Source organism: Janthinobacterium sp. GW821-FHT03A03, from assembly GCF_059421435.1.
Map to the genome: position 1 here is coordinate 198760 of NZ_JBWKUZ010000008.1, position 18434 is coordinate 217193.

At 63.1% G+C, this 18434-nt stretch carries 13 protein-coding genes; 9 read left to right on the top strand and 4 right to left on the bottom strand.

Annotation, left to right across the window (positions count from 1 at the left end; translation table 11 throughout):
• Positions 1-48 precede the first annotated feature (48 nt).
• A complete protein-coding gene (gene icd, locus AC07VI_RS17320) occupies positions 49-1302 on the top strand; it encodes an NADP-dependent isocitrate dehydrogenase (RefSeq protein WP_086147366.1) in 1254 nt (417 codons plus the stop codon).
• Between the two features lie 94 nt (positions 1303-1396).
• Here icd and cspE read toward each other — a convergent pair whose 3' ends face one another.
• Complete coding sequence (gene cspE, locus AC07VI_RS17325; protein ID WP_010395943.1) at positions 1397-1600, bottom strand: transcription antiterminator/RNA stability regulator CspE; 204 nt, start codon at positions 1598-1600, stop codon at positions 1397-1399.
• Positions 1601-1921: 321 nt separating this feature from the next.
• Between cspE and clpS the strand changes: the two genes are divergently transcribed.
• From clpS to AC07VI_RS17340, 3 genes are all read left to right on the top strand, one after another.
• Positions 1922-2224: an ATP-dependent Clp protease adapter ClpS gene (gene clpS, locus AC07VI_RS17330; protein WP_034751577.1), complete on the top strand. Its 303-nt coding sequence runs from the start codon at positions 1922-1924 to the stop codon at positions 2222-2224.
• Positions 2221-4521, top strand: a complete 2301-nt coding sequence (clpA, locus tag AC07VI_RS17335) for an ATP-dependent Clp protease ATP-binding subunit ClpA (protein WP_086147365.1) — start codon at positions 2221-2223, stop codon at positions 4519-4521. Before clpS ends, clpA begins: the two co-directional genes overlap by 4 nt.
• Positions 4522-4728: 207 nt before the next feature.
• Positions 4729-8085, top strand: a complete 3357-nt coding sequence (locus AC07VI_RS17340) for a S41 family peptidase (RefSeq protein ID WP_492992987.1) — start codon at positions 4729-4731, stop codon at positions 8083-8085.
• Positions 8086-8285: 200 nt separating this feature from the next.
• Here AC07VI_RS17340 and prpR read toward each other — a convergent pair whose 3' ends face one another.
• A complete protein-coding gene (gene prpR, locus AC07VI_RS17345) occupies positions 8286-9911 on the bottom strand; it encodes a propionate catabolism operon regulatory protein PrpR (RefSeq protein WP_086147363.1) in 1626 nt (541 codons plus the stop codon).
• 210 nt (positions 9912-10121) lie between these two features.
• Between prpR and AC07VI_RS17350 the strand changes: the two genes are divergently transcribed.
• A complete protein-coding gene (locus AC07VI_RS17350; RefSeq protein WP_086147362.1) occupies positions 10122-13784 on the top strand; it encodes a sensor domain-containing protein in 3663 nt (1220 codons plus the stop codon).
• On the opposite strand, the gene xth is transcribed toward AC07VI_RS17350, so the two are convergent.
• Positions 13781-14545: an exodeoxyribonuclease III gene (xth, locus tag AC07VI_RS17355; RefSeq protein ID WP_086147361.1), complete on the bottom strand. Its 765-nt coding sequence runs from the start codon at positions 14543-14545 to the stop codon at positions 13781-13783. The genes AC07VI_RS17350 and xth overlap by 4 nt on opposite strands.
• Positions 14546-15126: 581 nt before the next feature.
• On the opposite strand from xth, the gene AC07VI_RS17360 reads away from it, so the two are divergent.
• From AC07VI_RS17360 to AC07VI_RS17375, 4 genes are read left to right on the top strand one after another with little or no spacing between them, the layout of a single operon-like run.
• On the top strand, positions 15127-15498 hold the full coding sequence (locus tag AC07VI_RS17360) for a phiTE_015 family protein (protein WP_086147360.1): 372 nt from the start codon (positions 15127-15129) through the stop codon (positions 15496-15498).
• Positions 15499-15508: 10 nt separating this feature from the next.
• Positions 15509-15697 (top strand): DUF1653 domain-containing protein, encoded by a 189-nt coding sequence (locus AC07VI_RS17365; protein WP_034782199.1) that lies wholly within the window; start codon positions 15509-15511, stop codon positions 15695-15697.
• 33 nt (positions 15698-15730) lie between these two features.
• Positions 15731-16201, top strand: coding sequence for a CreA family protein (locus AC07VI_RS17370; protein WP_086147359.1), 471 nt, complete (start codon positions 15731-15733; stop codon positions 16199-16201).
• A gap of 11 nt (positions 16202-16212) precedes the next feature.
• Complete coding sequence (locus tag AC07VI_RS17375; protein ID WP_193068936.1) at positions 16213-16740, top strand: hypothetical protein; 528 nt, start codon at positions 16213-16215, stop codon at positions 16738-16740.
• Between the two features lie 192 nt (positions 16741-16932).
• Here the strand turns inward: AC07VI_RS17375 and AC07VI_RS17380 are convergent, their stop codons facing one another.
• Complete coding sequence (locus tag AC07VI_RS17380) at positions 16933-18426, bottom strand: leucyl aminopeptidase (RefSeq protein ID WP_492992990.1); 1494 nt, start codon at positions 18424-18426, stop codon at positions 16933-16935.
• Between the last annotated feature and the right edge of the window lie 8 nt (positions 18427-18434).

Here is an 18434-nt window from a genome sequence, read left to right on the forward strand (position 1 = left end):
GCCGGGCCGCCGAGGCTGCCCACGCCGCGTCCCACTTCGGAGATCACGATGTACCAACATATCACTGTACCTGCTGACGGCCAAAAAATCACCGTCAACGCCGATTTTTCGCTGAATGTACCAGATAATCCCATCGTTCCCTTCATCGAGGGCGATGGCACGGGCATCGATATCAGCCCGGTCATGATCAAGGTGATCGACGCGGCCGTGGCCAAGGCCTACGGCGGCGCGCGCAAGATCAGCTGGATGGAAATCTATGCGGGCGAAAAATCGACGAATGTGTACGGTCCCGACGTGTGGCTGCCGGAAGAAACGCTGCAGGTACTGAAAGACTACGTGGTTTCCATCAAGGGCCCGCTGACGACGCCCGTCGGCGGCGGCATCCGTTCGCTGAACGTGGCCCTGCGCCAGCAGCTGGACCTGTACGTGTGCCTGCGCCCCGTGCGCTACTTCACGGGCGTGCCGTCGCCCGTGAAAGAGCCGGAAAAGACGGACATGGTGATTTTCCGCGAAAACTCGGAAGACATCTATGCCGGCATTGAATACCAGCAAGGTTCCGAAGGGGCGAAAAAGCTCATCGATTTCCTCGTCAGGGAAATGGGCGTGACGAAGATCCGCTTTCCCGCCACGTCGGGCATCGGCATCAAGCCCGTGTCCATCGAAGGCACGGAGCGCCTGGTGCGCAAGGCCATCCAGTACGCGATCGACAATGACAAGCCGTCCGTGACGATCGTGCACAAAGGCAACATCATGAAGTACACGGAGGGCGGCTTCCGCGACTGGGCGTATGCTCTGGCGCAAAAGGAATTCGGTGCCGAGCTGATCGATGGCGGACCATGGTGCAAGTTCAAGAATCCGAAGACGGGGCGCGACATCATCGTCAAGGATTCCATCGCTGACGCGTTCCTGCAACAAATCCTGCTGCGTCCGGCCGAATACAGCGTCATCGCCACCCTGAACCTGAACGGCGACTACATTTCCGACGCGCTGGCGGCGCAGGTGGGCGGCATCGGCATCGCGCCGGGCGCCAATCTGTCCGATTCCGTCGCCATGTTTGAAGCGACGCACGGCACGGCGCCCAAGTACGCGGGCAAGGACTATGTGAATCCCGGTTCGCTGATCCTGTCGGCGGAAATGATGCTGCGCCACATGGGCTGGCTGGAGGCGGCCGACCTGATCATTTCCTCCATGCAAAAGTCGATCGCCTCGAAGCGCGTCACCTACGATTTTGCCCGCCTGATGGAGGGCGCCACGCAGGTGTCGTGCTCCGGCTTCGGCAACGTGATGATCGAGCACATGTAACAAGAGGGGCGGGCAGGGTGCGGCGCACCCTGCGGGCGAAAAAAAACCCCGCTTCAAGGAAACGGGGTTTTTCACATCTGAGGGCAGGGGATGCTTAGGCTGCCTGGATGTTGGAAGCTTGCTTGCCTTTAGGGCCTTGCGTGACTTCGAATTGAACTTTTTGACCTTCTTTGAGGGTCTTGAAACCGTTCATGTTGATTGCGGAGAAATGAGCAAACAAATCTTCGCCGCCATCATCTGGAGTGATGAAGCCAAAGCCTTTGGAATCATTGAACCACTTAACTGTACCTGTTGCCATAAAAAGAACTTTCAAAATTAAAACAAATCACACGAGCCATAAAAGCAAGAAGCTTCTTGCCCCCTCCTCGACGTCTCACTTCTTATCAAGCTGTACATTACTGCAACAGTCGATACAGCATTGTTGGCGGAATAAATAATGAAGTCAAGCGCTTTTCCATCGATATTGCCAAATTCTTCACGACGACCAAAAAAGCAACTCTTGATTTCGGCGGCAAGGTCGCCATCTGCGCAGTATTAAGAAAACGCGTAAGATTGAAAACAATTGGAAACGCGCAGATATAGCGCATGACAACCACTGTGAAAGCATTAGAATAAGCGTATGGCAACCAAGCACGACACAGAAACCCTGCTGGAGCGGCAAGTACTGAAGCCGCCGCCGCTCTACCAGGTGGCCTTGCTCAATGACGACTACACCCCGATGGAATTTGTGGTGGCCATCATTCAGGAGTATTTCAACAAGGACCGTGAAACGGCGACGCAAATCATGCTCAGTGTTCATCGCTACGGCAAAGGAGTGTGCGGCGTGTTCTCTAAAGATATAGCGTGTACCAAAGTGGAGTTCGTTTTAACGCATGCGCGCAAGGCGGGGCACCCCCTGCAGTGCGTGATGGAGGAAGTATGATTGCGCAGGAATTAGAAGTAAGTTTGCACATGGCGTTTGTCGAAGCTCGACAGGCACGGCACGAATTCATCACGGTTGAGCATTTACTGCTGGCACTGCTGGATAATCCCTCCGCAGCGGAGGTATTGCGTGCCTGCGCGGTCAATATTGAAGACCTGCGCAAGACCCTCACCAATTTCATCGGCGATAACACGCCGACCGTGCCTGGCACGGGCGAAGTCGACACCCAGCCGACGCTTGGTTTCCAGCGCGTGATCCAGCGCGCCATCATGCATGTCCAGTCCGCCTCGAATGGCAAGAAGGAAGTCACGGGCGCCAATGTGCTGGTGGCCATCTTCGGCGAAAAGGACTCGCATGCTGTTTACTACCTGCACCAGCAGGGCGTGACGCGCCTGGACGTGGTCAACTTCATCTCGCACGGCGTGCGCAAGGACCAGTCGACGGAAAGCGCGAAAGCCTCCGAAGGCGTGGAAGAAGCGCCCGTCGACGGCCAGCCGAAGGAAAGCCCGCTCGACCAGTTCACGCAGAACCTGAACAAGGCCGCGGCCGAAGGGCGGATCGACCCGCTGATCGGCCGCGAGGATGAAGTCGACCGCGTGATCCAGATCCTGTGCCGCCGCCGCAAGAACAATCCGCTGCTCGTCGGCGAGGCGGGCGTGGGCAAGACCGCCATCGCCGAAGGCCTGGCCTACCGCATCACGCAAAGCGACGTGCCGGAAATCCTGCAGAATGCCGTCGTGTATTCGCTGGACATGGGCGCCTTGCTGGCCGGCACCAAGTACCGCGGCGACTTCGAACAGCGCCTGAAAGCCGTGCTCAAGCAATTGAAGGACAATCCGAACGGCATCCTGTTCATCGACGAGATTCACACCATCATCGGTGCGGGTTCGGCGTCGGGCGGCACGCTGGACGCGTCCAACCTGCTGAAACCGGCACTGGCGAATGGTCAACTGAAATGCATCGGCGCGACCACGTACACGGAATTCCGCGGCGTGTTTGAGAAAGATCATGCCCTGAGCCGCCGTTTCCAGAAAGTGGACGTCAACGAGCCGACCGTCGAACAAACCGTGCAGATCTTGCGCGGCCTCAAGTCGCGCTTCGAAGAGCACCATGGCGTGAAATACTCGGCCTCGGCCCTGTCGACGGCGGCCGAACTGGCGGCGCGCTTCATCAACGACCGCCACCTGCCCGACAAGGCGATCGACGTCATCGATGAAGCGGGCGCGGCGCAGCGCATCCTGCCGAAGTCGAAGCAGAAGAAAACCATCGGCAAGGCCGAGATCGAGGACATCATCGCCAAGATCGCCCGCATTCCGCCGCAAACGGTCAACCAGGACGACCGCAGCAAGCTGCAGACGATAGACCGCGACTTGCGTAATGTTGTTTTCGGGCAAGATCCGGCCATCGACGCGCTGGCCTCGGCCATCAAGATGGCCCGTGCCGGCCTGGGCAAGACGGACAAGCCGATCGGCTCCTTCCTGTTCTCCGGTCCGACGGGCGTCGGCAAGACCGAGGTGGCGAAACAGCTGGCCTTCATCCTCGGCATCGAGCTGATCCGTTTCGACATGTCGGAATACATGGAGCGCCATGCCGTCAGCCGTTTGATCGGCGCGCCACCGGGCTACGTCGGTTTCGACCAGGGCGGCCTGCTGACGGAAGCGATCACCAAGAAGCCGCACGCGGTCTTGCTGCTCGATGAAATTGAAAAAGCCCATCCGGACATTTTCAATATCCTGCTGCAAGTGATGGATCACGGCACCTTGACGGACAACAATGGCCGCAAAGCCGATTTCCGCAACGTGATCATCATCATGACGACGAATGCGGGCGCGGAAAGCCTGCAAAAGGCGTCCATCGGCTTTACCAGCTCGAAACAGGCTGGCGACGAGATGGCCGACATCAAGCGCATGTTCACGCCGGAGTTCCGCAACCGTATCGATGCCACCATCAGTTTCCGCGCGCTGGACCAGGAAATCATCCTGCGCGTGGTCGACAAGTTCCTCATGCAGCTGGAAGAGCAGTTGCACGAGAAAAAGGTGGAAGCCGTGTTTACCGAGAAGCTGCGTGCCTTCCTCGGCAAGAAAGGTTTCGATCCGCTCATGGGCGCGCGGCCGATGTCGCGTTTGATCCAGGACATGATCCGCAAGGCGCTGGCCGACGAACTGCTGTTCGGTCGCCTGGTGTCCGGCGGCAAGGTCACTGTCGATCTCGACGACAAGGACCAGGTCTTGCTGGAATTCCCGGAACCGCCAGACGCGGCGCCGACGGCGCCACCGGAAACGGTGGAAGTCGAGTAATCGACCGCAGCGCCACGCGCGACCCAAGAACCCGCCCACGCAAGTGGCGCGGGTTTTTTTATGTCCGGAAAGCGTGCTATGGAAATTGTTGTGTAAATATCCTTATTTAAAAATAGGTATTTCTTTTCCGCAAGCTATGCAAGAATCGATATCCCGATGTCGGCCTGGCCCCACGTCGTTTCCTTAGCTCGTTGAAAGACCGCTTACATGACCATCTCCCGCACCCTTGCCTCCCTCCTGTTTTCCGCCGGCCTGCTGGGCAGCGCCGCCGCTGCCGTCGCGCCCGCCGCCAGCTATTTCCGTTTTCCCGCCGTGCGCGGCGATACCATCGTCTTCACGGCCGAAGGCGACTTGTGGAAAAGCAATTTGCGCGGCGGCGCGGCGCAGCGGTTGACCACGCATCCCGGCTATGAAACGAACGCGGCGATTTCGCGCGACGGCCAGTGGCTGGCGTTTTCCGCCGCCTACGAAGGGGCGCAGGAAGCATATGTGATGCCGCTGGCGGGCGGCTTGCCGCGCCGCATCTCGTTTGACAATGGCGGCGTGCTGGTGCTGGGCTGGACGGCACAGGGCGAAGTGCTGGTCAGCACGCAAAATACGGATGGCCCCGCCTCGCGCCGCATCGTCGCCGCCATCGATCCGGTAAAACTGACGCGGCGCGTGTTTCCCGTGGCCGACGCCAACGACGCCGTGCTCGACGACGCCGGCACGACCCTGTATTTCACGCGCTTCGGCCTGGCCGTGACCAACGACAACGTGCGCAACTACCGGGGCGGCGCGCATGCGACCCTGTGGCGCTATACGCTCGATGGCAAGGCTGAGGCCATGCCCATGCACACGGATGCGGCCGTGCAGGCCGGCAACAACAAGCGCCCCATGTGGTGGCAGGGCCGCGTCTACTACATCAGCGACGCGGGCGGCAGCGACAATCTGTGGAGCATGCTGCCCGACGGTTCCGACCGCCGCGCGTTGACCCGCCACACGCAGTGGGACGTGCGCAACGCGTCCCTGGGCGATGGCAAGATTGTGTATCAATTGGGCGCAGACCTGCGGGTACTGGACCTGGCCGCAGGAACGGACTCGTCGCCATTGCCGATCAGCCTCGTGTCCGATTTCGACCAGCAGCGCACGCGCCAGATCCGCTCGCCGCTCGATACCTTGAGCAATGTCCAGGTGTCGGGCAAGGATGAGCGCATCATCCTCACTGCAAGGGGCCGCGTCAGCATCGCCGGCACGGGCAGCCTGCGCCGCGTCGACATCGCCATTCCGGAAGGGGCAAGGGCGCGCGACGCCGTCTTTTCCAGCGACGAGAAGTCCGTCTATGCCATCGTCGACACGAGCGGAGAAAACGAGATATGGAAGTTTGCCGCCGACGGCTCGGGCAAGGGCGAGCAACTGACGACGCAGGGAGACAATCACCGCTGGAAGCTGTACCCGTCGCCGGACGGACGCTGGCTGGCGCACACGGACAAGAAGGGCCGTTTCTGGCTGCTGGACCTGGCAACAAAAGGCAACCAGCTGATCGACGACGCGGGCAAGGCGGGCGTGGACAAGCACGATGAAGTGCAATGGTCGCCCGACAGCCGCAACCTGGCCATCGTGCGCGTGGCCAGCAATGAGCAGCGCGAGCAGATCGGCCTGTACAACCTGGCGTCGAAGCAGCTGCAGTTCGTCACCAGCGACCGTTATACCTCCGGCTCGCCCGTGTTTTCGCCGGACGGGCGCTGGTTGTATTTCATGTCGGCGCGCAATTTCCAGCTGGCCAACGGTTCGCCATGGGGCGACCGCAACATGGGGCCCGTGTTCGACAAGCGCACCGGCGTGTATGCGCTGGCATTGCAGCCGGGCAACCGCTTCCCCTTCCAGCCCGACGATGAGCTGAGCCGTCCGGGAGTGAAACCGGCCGAGACGGACGATGAAAAGGCGGCCGAATCGGCGGCGGAAAAGGCATTGGAAAAGGCCGGCGGCAAGGCGGCCGTGAAGAAAGCGCCGGCCGCCCTGCCGGATGTCGTCTTCAAGGGCCTGGCCGAGCGCCTGTACGAGGTGCCGCTGGCTGCGGGCAACTACAGCGCGCTGGCCATGGATGACAAGCGCCTGTATTTCCTCGAGCGCGAAAGCGGCGAGAACAAGTCCAGCCTGAAGACGCTTGCCATCGGCAATACCGGCTCCAAGCCGGAACTGCTGGTGGCCAGTGTGCGCGAATTCGACCTGGCGACGGATAAAAAACACCTGTACTACCGCACGGCCACGGCCACGGGGCCGGGCGAGATGCTGGTGATCGAGGCGGGCGCCAAGCTGCCGTCCGACCTGTCGAAGGCGAAAGTAAAAGTCGACGACTGGACGTTTGTGTCGAATCCGCGCCTGGAATGGAAGCAGATGTTCAACGACGCGTGGCGCCTGCATCGCGACTTCCTGTACGACGCGAAGATGCGCGGCGTGGACTGGAAGGCGGCGCGCGACAAGTATGCGCCGCTGGTCGAGCGGGTCACGGACCGGGCCGAGCTCAATGACGTGCTGGGCATGATGGTGGCCGAGGTGGGCGCCCTGCATTCGCAGATCCGTCCCGGCGAATTGCGCCGCACGGAGCAGGAAGGCACGCCGGCGGGCCTGGGCGCCGTGCTGGCGCGCACAAACGAGGGCTATCGTGTCGAGCATGTCTACCGCAGCGAGGCGGAACTGCCGTCGGCGCGCGCGCCGCTGTCGCGCCCCGAGGTCGACGTGCGCGAAGGCGACGTGATCACGGCCGTCAACGGCAAGGACGTCCTGGGCGCGCGCGACATCAGCGACCTGCTGCTGAACCAGGCCGACAAGCAGGTCTTGTTGCAGGTCAAACGCGGTAATGGCAAGGGGGGCGCGCCGCGCGCCGTCATCGTCACGCCCGTCAACATGGCAAAACAGACGGCGCTGCGCTATGGCGACTGGGAACTGAGCCGCGCCGAGCAGGTGGCGGCCGTCTCGCAGGGACGCATCGGCTACTTGCACCTGCGCGCCATGGGGCCGAACGACATCGCCTCGTTCGCGCGCGATTTTTACGCCAACATCAACCGCGAAGGCCTGATCATCGACGTGCGGCGCAATAACGGCGGCAATATCGACAGCTGGATCATCGAAAAGCTGCTGCGCAAGGCCTGGGCCTACTGGGCGCCGCCGGGCGTGCAGCCATCGACGAACATGCAGAACACCTTCCGCGGCCACCTGGTGGTGCTGGTCGATGAACTCACGTATTCGGATGGCGAGACCTTCGCCGCCGGCATCAAGGCATTGAAACTGGCGCCGCTGGTGGGCAAGCGCACGGCCGGCGCCGGCGTCTGGCTCAGCGACAATACGCGCCTGGCCGATAATGGCATGGCGCGCGTGGCGGAAAACGGCCAGTTCGGCATCGACGGCCAGTGGCTGATCGAAGGCGTGGGCGTGGTGCCGGACGTCGAGGTGGACAATCCGCCGCACGCCACCTTCAATGGCGCCGACCGCCAGCTGGACGTGGCGCTCGACATGCTGGCGAAAAAGCTCAGGGAGCAGCCGCGCCCGGCCTTCCAGGCGCAGCCGATCCCCGCGCTGAAGTAAGGGGCTACAGGCTGCAGGCGGCCTTCACGCGCGGCACCAGGTAGCCGTGCTGCTCGTGATGGCGCAGGTCAGCGGCGGACGGCACGTCCTGGTGCGAGCCAGTCCGCTGGTGCCGCCCGCGCCCCCGTGTCCCGTGCCGCGCTGCCATAATCGTGCGGGTGAGGCCATTCGTCCAAGGGCTCTTTTGTATGGCTGAAAAATCAGCCGGCGCGCAGGCGGCGCCACAGGGTGGTGCGGCTGATGCCGAGGTAATGGGCGGCTGCGTCGCGTCGCCCGCCGAAGCGCGCCAGTACTGCGCTGGCGCTTTCGTCTTCCGGGCGCGGCGGTGCGGCGGCAGCCGGTACCGCCAGCGCGGTGGGCGCGGCGGCGCCATGGGCCAGTTCGGGCGCCACGCCCAGCACGAAGGCGGGCGTCAGCGCCTGCAGCGGTTCGGCGGCCAGGAACAGCGCCAGCCTTTCGGCCAGGTTGCGCAGTTCGCGCACGTTGCCGGGCCAGCCGTAGCGGCGCAGCAGCGGCGCGCAGGCCTGGATTTCCGCGTGCAGGTTCGGATGCGGGCGGGCGCCCAGCGCGGCCAGGGCGTTTTTCAGCGACCATTCGGCCAGGCCGGGAATGTCGCTGGCGCGTTCGCGCAGGGCCGGCAAATGCAGGCGCAGCACGGCCAGGCGGTAGAACAGGTCGGCGCGGAAGCGGCCTTCGCGGATGCGCTGCTCCAGGTCGCAGTGCGTGGCGCTGATGATGCGCACATTGATGGCGATAGGCCGCGTGCCGCCCACGCGCACCACTTCGCGCTCTTCCAGCACGCGCAGCAATCGCGTTTGCAGGGCCAGCGGCATTTCGCCGATTTCGTCGAGGAACAGGGTGCCGTGGTTGGCCGCTTCGAACAGGCCCGCATGGCCGCCCCGGCGCGCGCCCGTAAAAGCCCCGTCCTCGTGGCCGAACAGCTCCGACTCCAGCAGGGACTCGGCGATGGCGCCGCAATTGATGGCGATGAAGGGGCGGTTGGCGCCCAGGCTGCGCGGGCTTTCGCGGTGGATGGCCTGCGCCACCAGCTCCTTGCCGCTGCCCGTCTCGCCCTGGATCAGCACCGTCGCCGGCGAGCGGGCGAACAGCACCACCGACTGGCGCAGCGCTTCCATCGCCTCCGATTCGCCGCGCAGGTCGTGCAGGCCGTGGCGCGCGCGCAGGGTATCGGCCACCACCGTGCGCCGTCCCCGGTTCGATTCGAGCTGGGTCAGGCGCGCCAGTTCCAGCGCGTCGTCGAAGGCGCGCCGGATCGAGGTGGCGGAATACACGAAGACGGCGGCCAGCCCTGCCTCCTCGGCCAGGTCGGTGACGAGGCCCGCGCCGACGACGGCTTTGACGCCCTCTGCCTTCAGTTCATTGATCTGCGCGCGCGCGTCTTCTTCGGTGGCGTAGGTGCGTTGCGCGATCTGGAAGCCGAAGGTGGCGGCAAATTCGCCCAGTTCCGGCATCGGGTCCTGATAGGTGACGACGCCGATGTGCGGCGAGATGCGCCGCGCGCGCGCCAGCGCCTGCATCACGTCGTAGCCGCTGGCCTTGGCGATGATGACCGGTACCGACAGCCGGCCTTTCAGGTAGGCGCCGTTCGAGCCGGCCGCGATGACGGCGTCGCAGCGCTCCGTGGCCATGCGCTCGCGGATGTGGCGCACGGCGTCGTCGAAGCCCAGGTTGATCGGCTCGATCGTCGCCAGATCATCGTATTCGAGCGTGATGTCGCGGAACAGGTCGAACAGGCGCGAGACGGAGACGGTCCAGATGACGGGTTTGTCGCGATGGTCGAGCGGGGGCTGGGGAGGGCGGCGCATGCTTTATTCTAAACGATTTGTTTCATCTTTTTGATATGCAACACCGTTGCAACATGCATGTTGCAAGTGGTCTGTGGTGTTTCAGATATTGCCAAGAAGGAATATGAAAAAACCCCCGGAAACTGGTTTATGATCTAGCAGCACCATGATGCCTGAGGAATATATTGCTCAGGCGCATGCCCGACCGCTACCAACCGACTCACGGTGTCCATGAACCGCGTACCGACCAGCCCCGATTTTATCGCCGATGCCTTGCAGCTGATCGCCTTGCCGGCGTGCGCCTGCGATGCCTGCGGCATGGTGGTGGCGGCGAATGGCGCCCTGGTCGACTTGCTGGGCCGGGATGTGTCGGGCCGCTTGCTGGCCGATTGTTTTACCGATGCCTACCGCGCGTCGAGCAGCAGCATGTTGCGCGGCGCGCTGGGGGCGGCCGGGCGCGAGCGGCGCTGGGACAGCAGCCTCGAAGGGGAGACGGGTGCCATTGCCGTGCAGGTGTGGGCCAAGCCGCTGCCCGTGGGCGACGGCTTGCCCGGCGCGACGCTCGTGTTTGCGGACATCAGCGTGCAGCAGCGCGACCAGCAGGCCTTGCGCAAGACCCTGCTCGAGCAGCAGGCCATCCTGGAGAGCGCGGCCGTCGGCATCGTCTTTTCCAAGGGCGGCTTCATCGAGGAGTGCAATATCCGCGCCGCCGAAATGTTCGGCTATGCGCGCCACCAGCTGACGGGCATGCCGGGCGCGGTGCTGTACCGCTCCGCCGAGCATTGCCGCGTGCTGGGACTGGAAGCGGCGCCGCTGCTCTCGAAGGGCAAGCCGTACCGCACGGAGCTGGAATTGCGGCGCCAGGATGGCTCGCTGTTCTGGAGCCGCCTGCACGGGCGCGCCGTCGATCCGCTCAACACGCATGACGGCACGGTATGGATCGTCGAGGATATCAGCGACCACCGGCGCGACGAGGACCAGTTGCGCCGCGCCGTGCTGGAAATGCAGGCCGTGATGGACAACGCGCCGCTGGCCATCGGCTTCCAGCGCGACAAGGGCGTGCTGCGCTACAACCGGCGCTTTGCCGAATGCTTCGGCTTTGACGGCGACAGCGGCGTGGGTCTGGCTGTCGCCGAGCTGTACCCGTCGCGCGCGGCCTACGAGAACGTGGTGCGGCAAGCGGCGCCCCTGCTGCGGCGCGGCTTGCCGTTCCAGGGCGAGATGGAGATGCGCCGGCGCGACGGCTCGACCTTCTGGGCGCTGGCGTACGGCTATGTGCTCAATCCGGAAAACCAGCCCGACCGCGCCCTGCGCGACACGATCTGGCTGTTTGATGACCGCAGCGCGCAAAAGGCGGCAGAGGAGGCGATGCGCCAGCTGATGCTGGAGCAGCAGGCCATTCTCGATAACGCTTCCGTCGGCATCCTGTTCTCGCGTTCGCGCCTGGTCCTGCGCTGCAATCCCCGCTTCGCCGAAATGTTCGGCTACACGCAGGACGAGATGATCGGCCTGCCCGCCGCCGAACTGTTTCCCTCGCCCGCCGCCTACGCGCAGTTCGGCGTGCAGGCCACGCCGTTGCTGGGGCAGGGCTTGCCGTACGAGCAGGACGAGTCGCTGTTCCGCCGCCGCGACGGCACGCTGTTCTGGTGCCGCATCCGCGCCAAGGCCGTCGACCAGGCGCACAGCGAGCAGGGTGCCATCTGGATCCTCGAAGACATTACCGCCAGCCGCCAGGCGCAGATGGAAGTGGCGGCCATCATGACGAATGCCTCGGTGAGCATCCTGTACACGAAGAACCGCCAGATCACGCGCTACAACCTGGGCTTTGCCACGATGTTCGGCTACAGCGGCGACGAGGCGCTGGGCCTGCCCGGGCGCGCGCTGTACGTGTCGCAGCAGTCCTACGACTTGCTGGGCGCGGCGGCTTTCCCCTTCCTCTCCGTGGCCAAGCCTTTCCAGACGGAAGTGGAGATGATGCGCCGCGACGGCAGCACCCTGTGGGCGCAGCTGATCGCCTATGTCGTCAATCCCGACGATCCGGCCGCCGGCACCATCTGGATCATCGAGGACCGCACCGAAGCCAAGCGCGCCGAGGAGTCCTTGCGCAACGCGCTGCTGGAAAACCAGGCCATCCTCGACAGCGCCGTGCTGGGCATCTCGGTGGTGGAGGGCGGCCATAATTTGCGCAGCAACAGCAAGATGGAAGAGCTGTTCGGCTATGGACCGGGCGAGATCAACGGCCTGTCCGTGCAGGCGCTGTATCCGGACGTGGCGGCCTGGAAGGCGGCGCGCAGCGAAACGGAGCGCGACTTCGGCGCGGGGCGCGTGCACATGTCGGAGTACCAGCTGGTGCGCAAGGATGGCAGCCGCTTCTGGGCGCGCCTGTCGGGACGTCCCTTTGATCTGGCGCATGCGCATGGCCGTTCCGTGTGGCTGGTCGACGACGTGACGGCGCGGCGCGAGGCGGCCGAGGCGGTGCGCCGCGCGCGCGACGAGCTGGAATTGCGCGTGCATGAACGCACGGCCGAACTGGCCGGCGCGAACCTGCTGCTGCAGGGGGAAATCGTCGAGCGGCGCCAGGCCGAGGCGCGCGTGCACCATATGGCGTACCACGATAACCTGACGGGATTGCCGAACCGCGCGCTGCTGTCTGACCGCCTGGAGCGGGCCATGCTGGCGTCGCAGCGCTCGGAGCGCAAGCTGGCCGTGATGTTCATCGACCTGGACCGTTTCAAGACCATCAACGATTCGCTCGGTCACATGACGGGCGACCTGCTGCTCAAGGAAGTGTCCGGCCGCCTGTGCCGCGCCGTGCGCGCCAGCGACACCGTGGCGCGCCTGGGCGGCGATGAATTCGTCGTGCTGGTGCCGGGCATCCGCGGCGCCGAGGAAGCCTCGCGCGTGGCCGAGAAAATCATCGAGTCGCTGATGCCGGCCTTCCCGCTGGACGGCCACGTGCTGCACATCACCCCGTCGATCGGCATCTGCGTGTATCCGGACGACGGCGGCGACGTCGACGCCCTGATGCGCCATGCCGATGCGGCCATGTATCACGCCAAGGGCAATGGCCGCAACAATTACCAGTTCTTCACGCAGACGATGAACCAGGCCGCGGCCCTGCACTTCGACCTGGAAAGCAGCTTGCGCACGGCGCTGGCGCAGGACCAGTTCGAGCTGTATTACCAGCCCGTCATCGATATCGCCACGCGCAGCCTGCACGGCATGGAGGTGCTGCTGCGCTGGCGTCGTCCCGGCCACGGCCTGGTGCTGCCGGACCGCTTCATTCCCATCATGGAGGAAAACGGCCTGATCGTGCCGGTTGGCGAGTGGGTGATGCGCCAGGCGTGCGAGCAAAGCATGGCGTGGCAGCGCCAGGGCCTGCAGCCGGTGCCGCTGGCCGTGAACCTGTCACCGCGCCAGTTCATGCACAAGGGCCTGGTGGCGACCATAGCCGCCGTGGTGCGGGAAACGGGCATCGATCCGGCGCTGCTGGAATTCGAGATCACGGAAACGGCGCTGATGCAGCATGGCGAACATACCCTGGAGATTTTGCGGCAGATCAATGGCATGGGCTTGCGCCTGTCGATCGATGATTTCGGCACCGGCTATTCCAGCCTGGCTTACCTGAAGCGCTTCCCCGTGAAGAAGGTCAAGATCGACCGCGCCTTCATCAAGGACCTCGAGCACAGCGCGGAAGACCGCGCCATCGTCTCGGCCATCATCGCGCTGGCCGACAGCCTGCAATTGTCGACCGTGGCCGAGGGCGTGGAGACGGAGGAGCAGTTCGCCCTGCTGCAGGCGCATGGCTGCCGCTATGCGCAGGGCTATCTGTTTTCCGCGCCCGTGCCTGCAGCGAATGCGCAATCGTTGCTGCAGCGGGTGGTCCTTAGTTAATCGATCGTCGCCACGACGGGCGCATGGTCGGACGGCTGTTCCCACTTGCGCGGCAGGCGGTCGATCACGCAGGCCTTGCAGCGCGCGGCGAGGGCCGGCGACAGCAGGATATGGTCGATGCGCAGGCCCTTGTTCAGGCGGAAGCCCAGCTGGCGGTAATCCCACCAGCTGAACGATTTTTCCGCCTGCTCGAACAGGCGGAAGGAATCCGTCAGGCCGATGTCGAACAGGCGCTGCAGGGCGGCGCGTTCCTTGTCCGAGACCAGCACCTGGCCGGCCCAGGCGACGGGGTCGTGCACGTCGCGGTCGTCGGGCGCGATATTGTAGTCGCCCACCACGGCCAGCTGCGGGTGCTGCTGCGCTTCTTCGGCCAGCCAGTCGTGCAGGGCGGCCAGCCAGCCCAGCTTGTATTCATACTTGTCCGAGTCGACGCTCTGGCCGTTCGGCACGTAGGCGCAGACGACACGCACGCCGCCTATGCTGGCGGCCAGGATGCGCTGCTGCGCATCTTCATAGCGCGGGTTGTTCTTCACCACGTCCGTGATCGGCAGTTTCGACAGGATGGCCACGCCGTTGTAGGTTTTCTGGCCGCTGAAGACGACCTGGTAGCCGGCCGCCTCGATCTCGGCGACGGGAAACTTGTCGTCCGTCAACTTGGTCTCTTGCAGGCAGAGTATGTCGACCGGATTATCTGTCAGCCACTGCAGCACTTGCGGCAGGCGCACTTTCAGCGAGTTGACGTTCCAGGTGGCTAGTTTCATGGGGAAAAATCCTTGCTTGAGTAGGTGGCGATCAGGTGTCGATAGGCGCGAATCTTACCGCATGCGTGTCGCCGGCGTCGTGCCAGGCTTGCCGGCCAGGCGCTTTATTTGCTGGGAGGGAAAATGAATGTAGAAAAAGTATTTATTTTTAGCCAATCGTGGCGCATGAATATTATGTTTTTGTGTATGATTGATCAACCCCTATGTTTGATTTGGCATAAGTGGCCGGCACGGTATGATGCGTATCGTCTTTTAACGCGAGAAACGTGTAAAGTTTCTCGCTAAGACGCGATAAAAACTACTAAAATGGCACAATGTAACAACTGTGTCACACGGTTTTGTTACTGCCAACGTAGGAAATCAACAGGAAGCAGTTGTAATTAGTTGTAATTGCTATTCCGATTACATGACCACTGTGCCCGGGGCGGAGCAGCGATTCCATCCCTGGCGCCGCCAGACTTGTTATATAAATTGCAGTACTATATCTATGAGACTGTTTTGCGACATCAATAGATGGTACTATTTTGAAATGTTGCAGTTTTAATAGTGAGACTTGCGCGTAGCATTTGCAAAGGAAGAAAATGCGAACTGCATTTGAAGCGTGGGCGCAGCGTGACGGCCACATTGTGCGGCGAAGAGAAGACAAACCGGATGAGTACCTGATTTTTGAAACCCAGCGCCGCTGGGTTATCTGGCAGGCAGCTCTGACGCATGGCAAGACGGCTCCCAAGCCGCGGGTCAGCGCGGCCGAAAAGGCGGCGAAGGCGCAGCGTGCCCTGGAAATGTCGTCCGATGAAGCGACCGTGCGCAACAAGGTACTCAATGAGGTGCTCGACGCCTTCAGCAGCGCCGATGGCGCGGCCGGCATGGAAGGCATTTTGAAGGTGATCCAGGGCTTGAAGATGAAGCAGAAGGCACTGGCTGACGACAAGAGCGAAGATTCCACGGCTTGAGGGGGCGGCGATGCGTTATCGGCACTACAAGGGCGGCATTTACGAACTGGTGTGCGAAGCCACGCTGGAAGCGGACCTGACGCCGATGATCGTCTATCGCGCCGCTGACGGTTCGATCTGGACGCGGCCGAAAGACGTGTTCTTTCAGCTGATCGAGGTCGAAGGCGTCATGGTGCAGCGATTTGCCCCCATCAACTGATGGCCGCCCGCGTGCGTGCCAGGGATACTCTTCATGCGTAAATTGCTGCCTGCCGCATTCGTGCTGGGCTTTGCCTGTGCCGCGGCGCATGCCGAAACCATCGGCTCCGTCGACACGGTGTTCAAACTGATCGGCCCGGATCACAAGATCGTCGTCGAAGCCTACGACGATCCCCGCGTCGCGGGCGTGAGCTGCTATCTGTCGCGCGCCAAGACGGGCGGCATCAAGGGCGCCGTCGGCCTGGCCGAAGACAAGGCCGATGCGGCCGTGGCCTGCCGCCAGGTGGGGCCGCTGCAGTTCAAGGGCAAGCTGCCGCGCCAGGAAGAAGTGTTTACCGAGCGTGCCTCGATCTTCTTCAAGCATGTGCGCGTGGTGCGCATGGTCGACAGCAAGCGCAATGCGCTCGTCTACCTCGTGTATTCCGACCGCCTGATCGAAGGCAGCCCGAAAAACAGCGTCACTGCCGTCGCCGTGCCCGGCGAGCAGCCGATTCCCGTCCGTTAAGCGAGCTACCCATGCGTGGCTTCCGTTCCGCCGCCATCCTTGCCGCCAAGGCGATACTGCTGTCCGGCCTGGGCGGCTGCGCCACCCTGACGGGCAATGCCGATCAGATGGTGCTGGTGCAAACCATCCTGGATAACCGCGAGCTCAATGGCGCCGGCTGCATACTCAGCAACGACGTCGGCAAGTGGTTCGTCACCACGCCCGGGCGCATCACCATCCGCAAGAGCCGCGAACCGCTGAAGGTCGATTGCCGCAAGCACGGCTCGCCCGCCGTCGCCGTCGATGACAGCATCGATCCCAAGCTCAATGCCAGCGTGTGGGGCAACGTCATCCTGACCCTGGGCGTCGGCTATTTCGTCGACCGCAACACGGGCGCCGGCTTTGACTACCCGTCGGTCCTGACGATCGTCATGCAGGACCCGGCGCGCATGGCGCCGCCGGCGCCGGTTCCCGCACCGCCGCCGGCGGCCGCCGTGCCGGAAGCGGTGGTGCAGCCGAAGGTGGCGCCGCTGCCGATTCCCGATCGCGTCGTCTACTGATTCATGCGCTGCGCATAAAAAAAACCGCCATGGTCGCAAGACCTGGCGGTTTTTTTTTACGGTGTCACGACGCCTGACAAAACCGTCGCGAGCGGGAGCTAGTGGTGGCCGAGAAGCGCAGCTGTACTTCAGGTACAGCGAGCATCGCCGGCCGCCAATAGCCCCGCGCAGCAGGTTTGGTCTGGCGTTTCCTTACACGCGGTTGATCAGGAACGTCGTGAGCAGTGGCACTGGACGGCCGGTCGCGCCCTTCGAGCCGCCCGATTTCCATGCCGTGCCGGCGATGTCCAGATGGGCCCAGGTGTACTTCTTGGTGAAGTTTTCCAGGAAGGCCGCCGCCGTCACCGAACCGCCGCCCGGCGTGCCGATGTTGGCCAGGTCGGCGAAGTTCGACTTCAGCTGCTCGTTGTAGGCTTCTTCGATCGGCATGCGCCATGCGGTGTCGCTGGCCTGCTTGCCGGCCGCCAGCAGTTCATTGGCCAGCTGGTCATGCGCCGCGTCGCTGCGCGTAAACAGGCCGCTGTTGTGGTGGCCCAGGGCGATGACGCAGGCGCCCGTCAGGGTGGCGATATCGACCACGGCTGCCGGCTTGAAGCGTTCGGCGTAGGTCAGCGCGTCGCACAGGACCAGGCGGCCTTCGGCGTCGGTGTTGAGCACTTCGATGGTCAGGCCGTTCATCGAGGTGACGATGTCGCCCGGCTTGGTGGCGCGGCCCGACGGCATGTTTTCGCACGCGGCGATGACGCCGATCACGTTCAGCTTCAGGCTCATTTCGCCGATGGCGCGGAAGGTGCCCAGCACCGACGCGGCGCCGCACATGTCGTACTTCATCTCGTCCATGCCGGGACCGGCCTTGATCGAAATGCCGCCCGTGTCGAAGGTGATGCCCTTGCCGACCAGGACGACCGGCGCATCCTTGGCCTTGCCGCCCATGTGTTTCAGGACGATGAACTTCGGCGGCTGCTCGCTGCCGTTGGTGACGGACAGGAAACTGCCCATTTTCAGCGCTTCGAGCTGTTTGCGGTCGAGTACTTCGACTTCAAACTTGTAATCCTTGGCCAGTTGCTTGGCCGTGTGGGCCAGGTAGGTCGGATTGGCGATGTTGGCCGGCAGGTCGCCCAGATTGCGCGTCAGGTCGGAACCGTTGGCGATGGCGATGGCTTGCGCCAGCGCGCCGCGCGTGGCGGCCGTCGCAGGTGCCGACAGGACGATCTTGCGCACGCCTGCCGGCGCCGGATCTTTTTTGCTTTTTTGCGAGTCGCAGCGGTATTCGCTGTCATGGGCGGCTTGCACCACGCAACGGATTGCCCAATTTACGTCACGCTCTTTCACATCCGTCAGCGGTAATGCGATAATGGCGTCCGCAGCGCCCAGGGAGCCAAAGGCCTTCAGCGCCGCTTGTACACCGGTAGCGAAGCTTTTTTCGCTGACGGTTTCATCGCTGCCCATGCCGACGAGCAGAACGCGTTCGGCGGCGACACCATCGATGGCGCGCAGCAGCAAGGTGCTGCCTGGCTTGCCGCTGATGTCGCCGGACTTCAGCGCAGCCGAAATCGCACCCTTGCTGTCCAGCGATTTTGCCGCTGGCGACAGTTTTTTGTTTTCGAATACCGCAACCGCGATGCATCCGCTTTTGGCCGTGCCGAGGGTGCTCTTGGTATCGAATGCTTTTATGCTAAAGTCCATTTGGTTCT

Coding starts and splice junctions, on each gene's coding strand:
- AC07VI_RS17360 (WP_086147360.1), top strand. CDS start 15,127: ATGCGAACTGCATTTGAAGCGTGGGCGCAGCGTGACGGCCACATTGTG.
- AC07VI_RS17365 (WP_034782199.1), top strand. CDS start 15,509: ATGCGTTATCGGCACTACAAGGGCGGCATTTACGAACTGGTGTGCGAA.
- cspE (WP_010395943.1), bottom strand. CDS start 1,600: ATGGCAACAGGTACAGTTAAGTGGTTCAATGATTCCAAAGGCTTTGGC.
- clpA (WP_086147365.1), top strand. CDS start 2,221: ATGATTGCGCAGGAATTAGAAGTAAGTTTGCACATGGCGTTTGTCGAA.
- AC07VI_RS17370 (WP_086147359.1), top strand. CDS start 15,731: ATGCGTAAATTGCTGCCTGCCGCATTCGTGCTGGGCTTTGCCTGTGCC.
- AC07VI_RS17375 (WP_193068936.1), top strand. CDS start 16,213: ATGCGTGGCTTCCGTTCCGCCGCCATCCTTGCCGCCAAGGCGATACTG.
- prpR (WP_086147363.1), bottom strand. CDS start 9,911: ATGCGCCGCCCTCCCCAGCCCCCGCTCGACCATCGCGACAAACCCGTC.
- xth (WP_086147361.1), bottom strand. CDS start 14,545: ATGAAACTAGCCACCTGGAACGTCAACTCGCTGAAAGTGCGCCTGCCG.
- AC07VI_RS17350 (WP_086147362.1), top strand. CDS start 10,122: ATGAACCGCGTACCGACCAGCCCCGATTTTATCGCCGATGCCTTGCAG.
- icd (WP_086147366.1), top strand. CDS start 49: ATGTACCAACATATCACTGTACCTGCTGACGGCCAAAAAATCACCGTC.
- AC07VI_RS17340 (WP_492992987.1), top strand. CDS start 4,729: ATGACCATCTCCCGCACCCTTGCCTCCCTCCTGTTTTCCGCCGGCCTG.
- AC07VI_RS17380 (WP_492992990.1), bottom strand. CDS start 18,426: ATGGACTTTAGCATAAAAGCATTCGATACCAAGAGCACCCTCGGCACG.
- clpS (WP_034751577.1), top strand. CDS start 1,922: ATGGCAACCAAGCACGACACAGAAACCCTGCTGGAGCGGCAAGTACTG.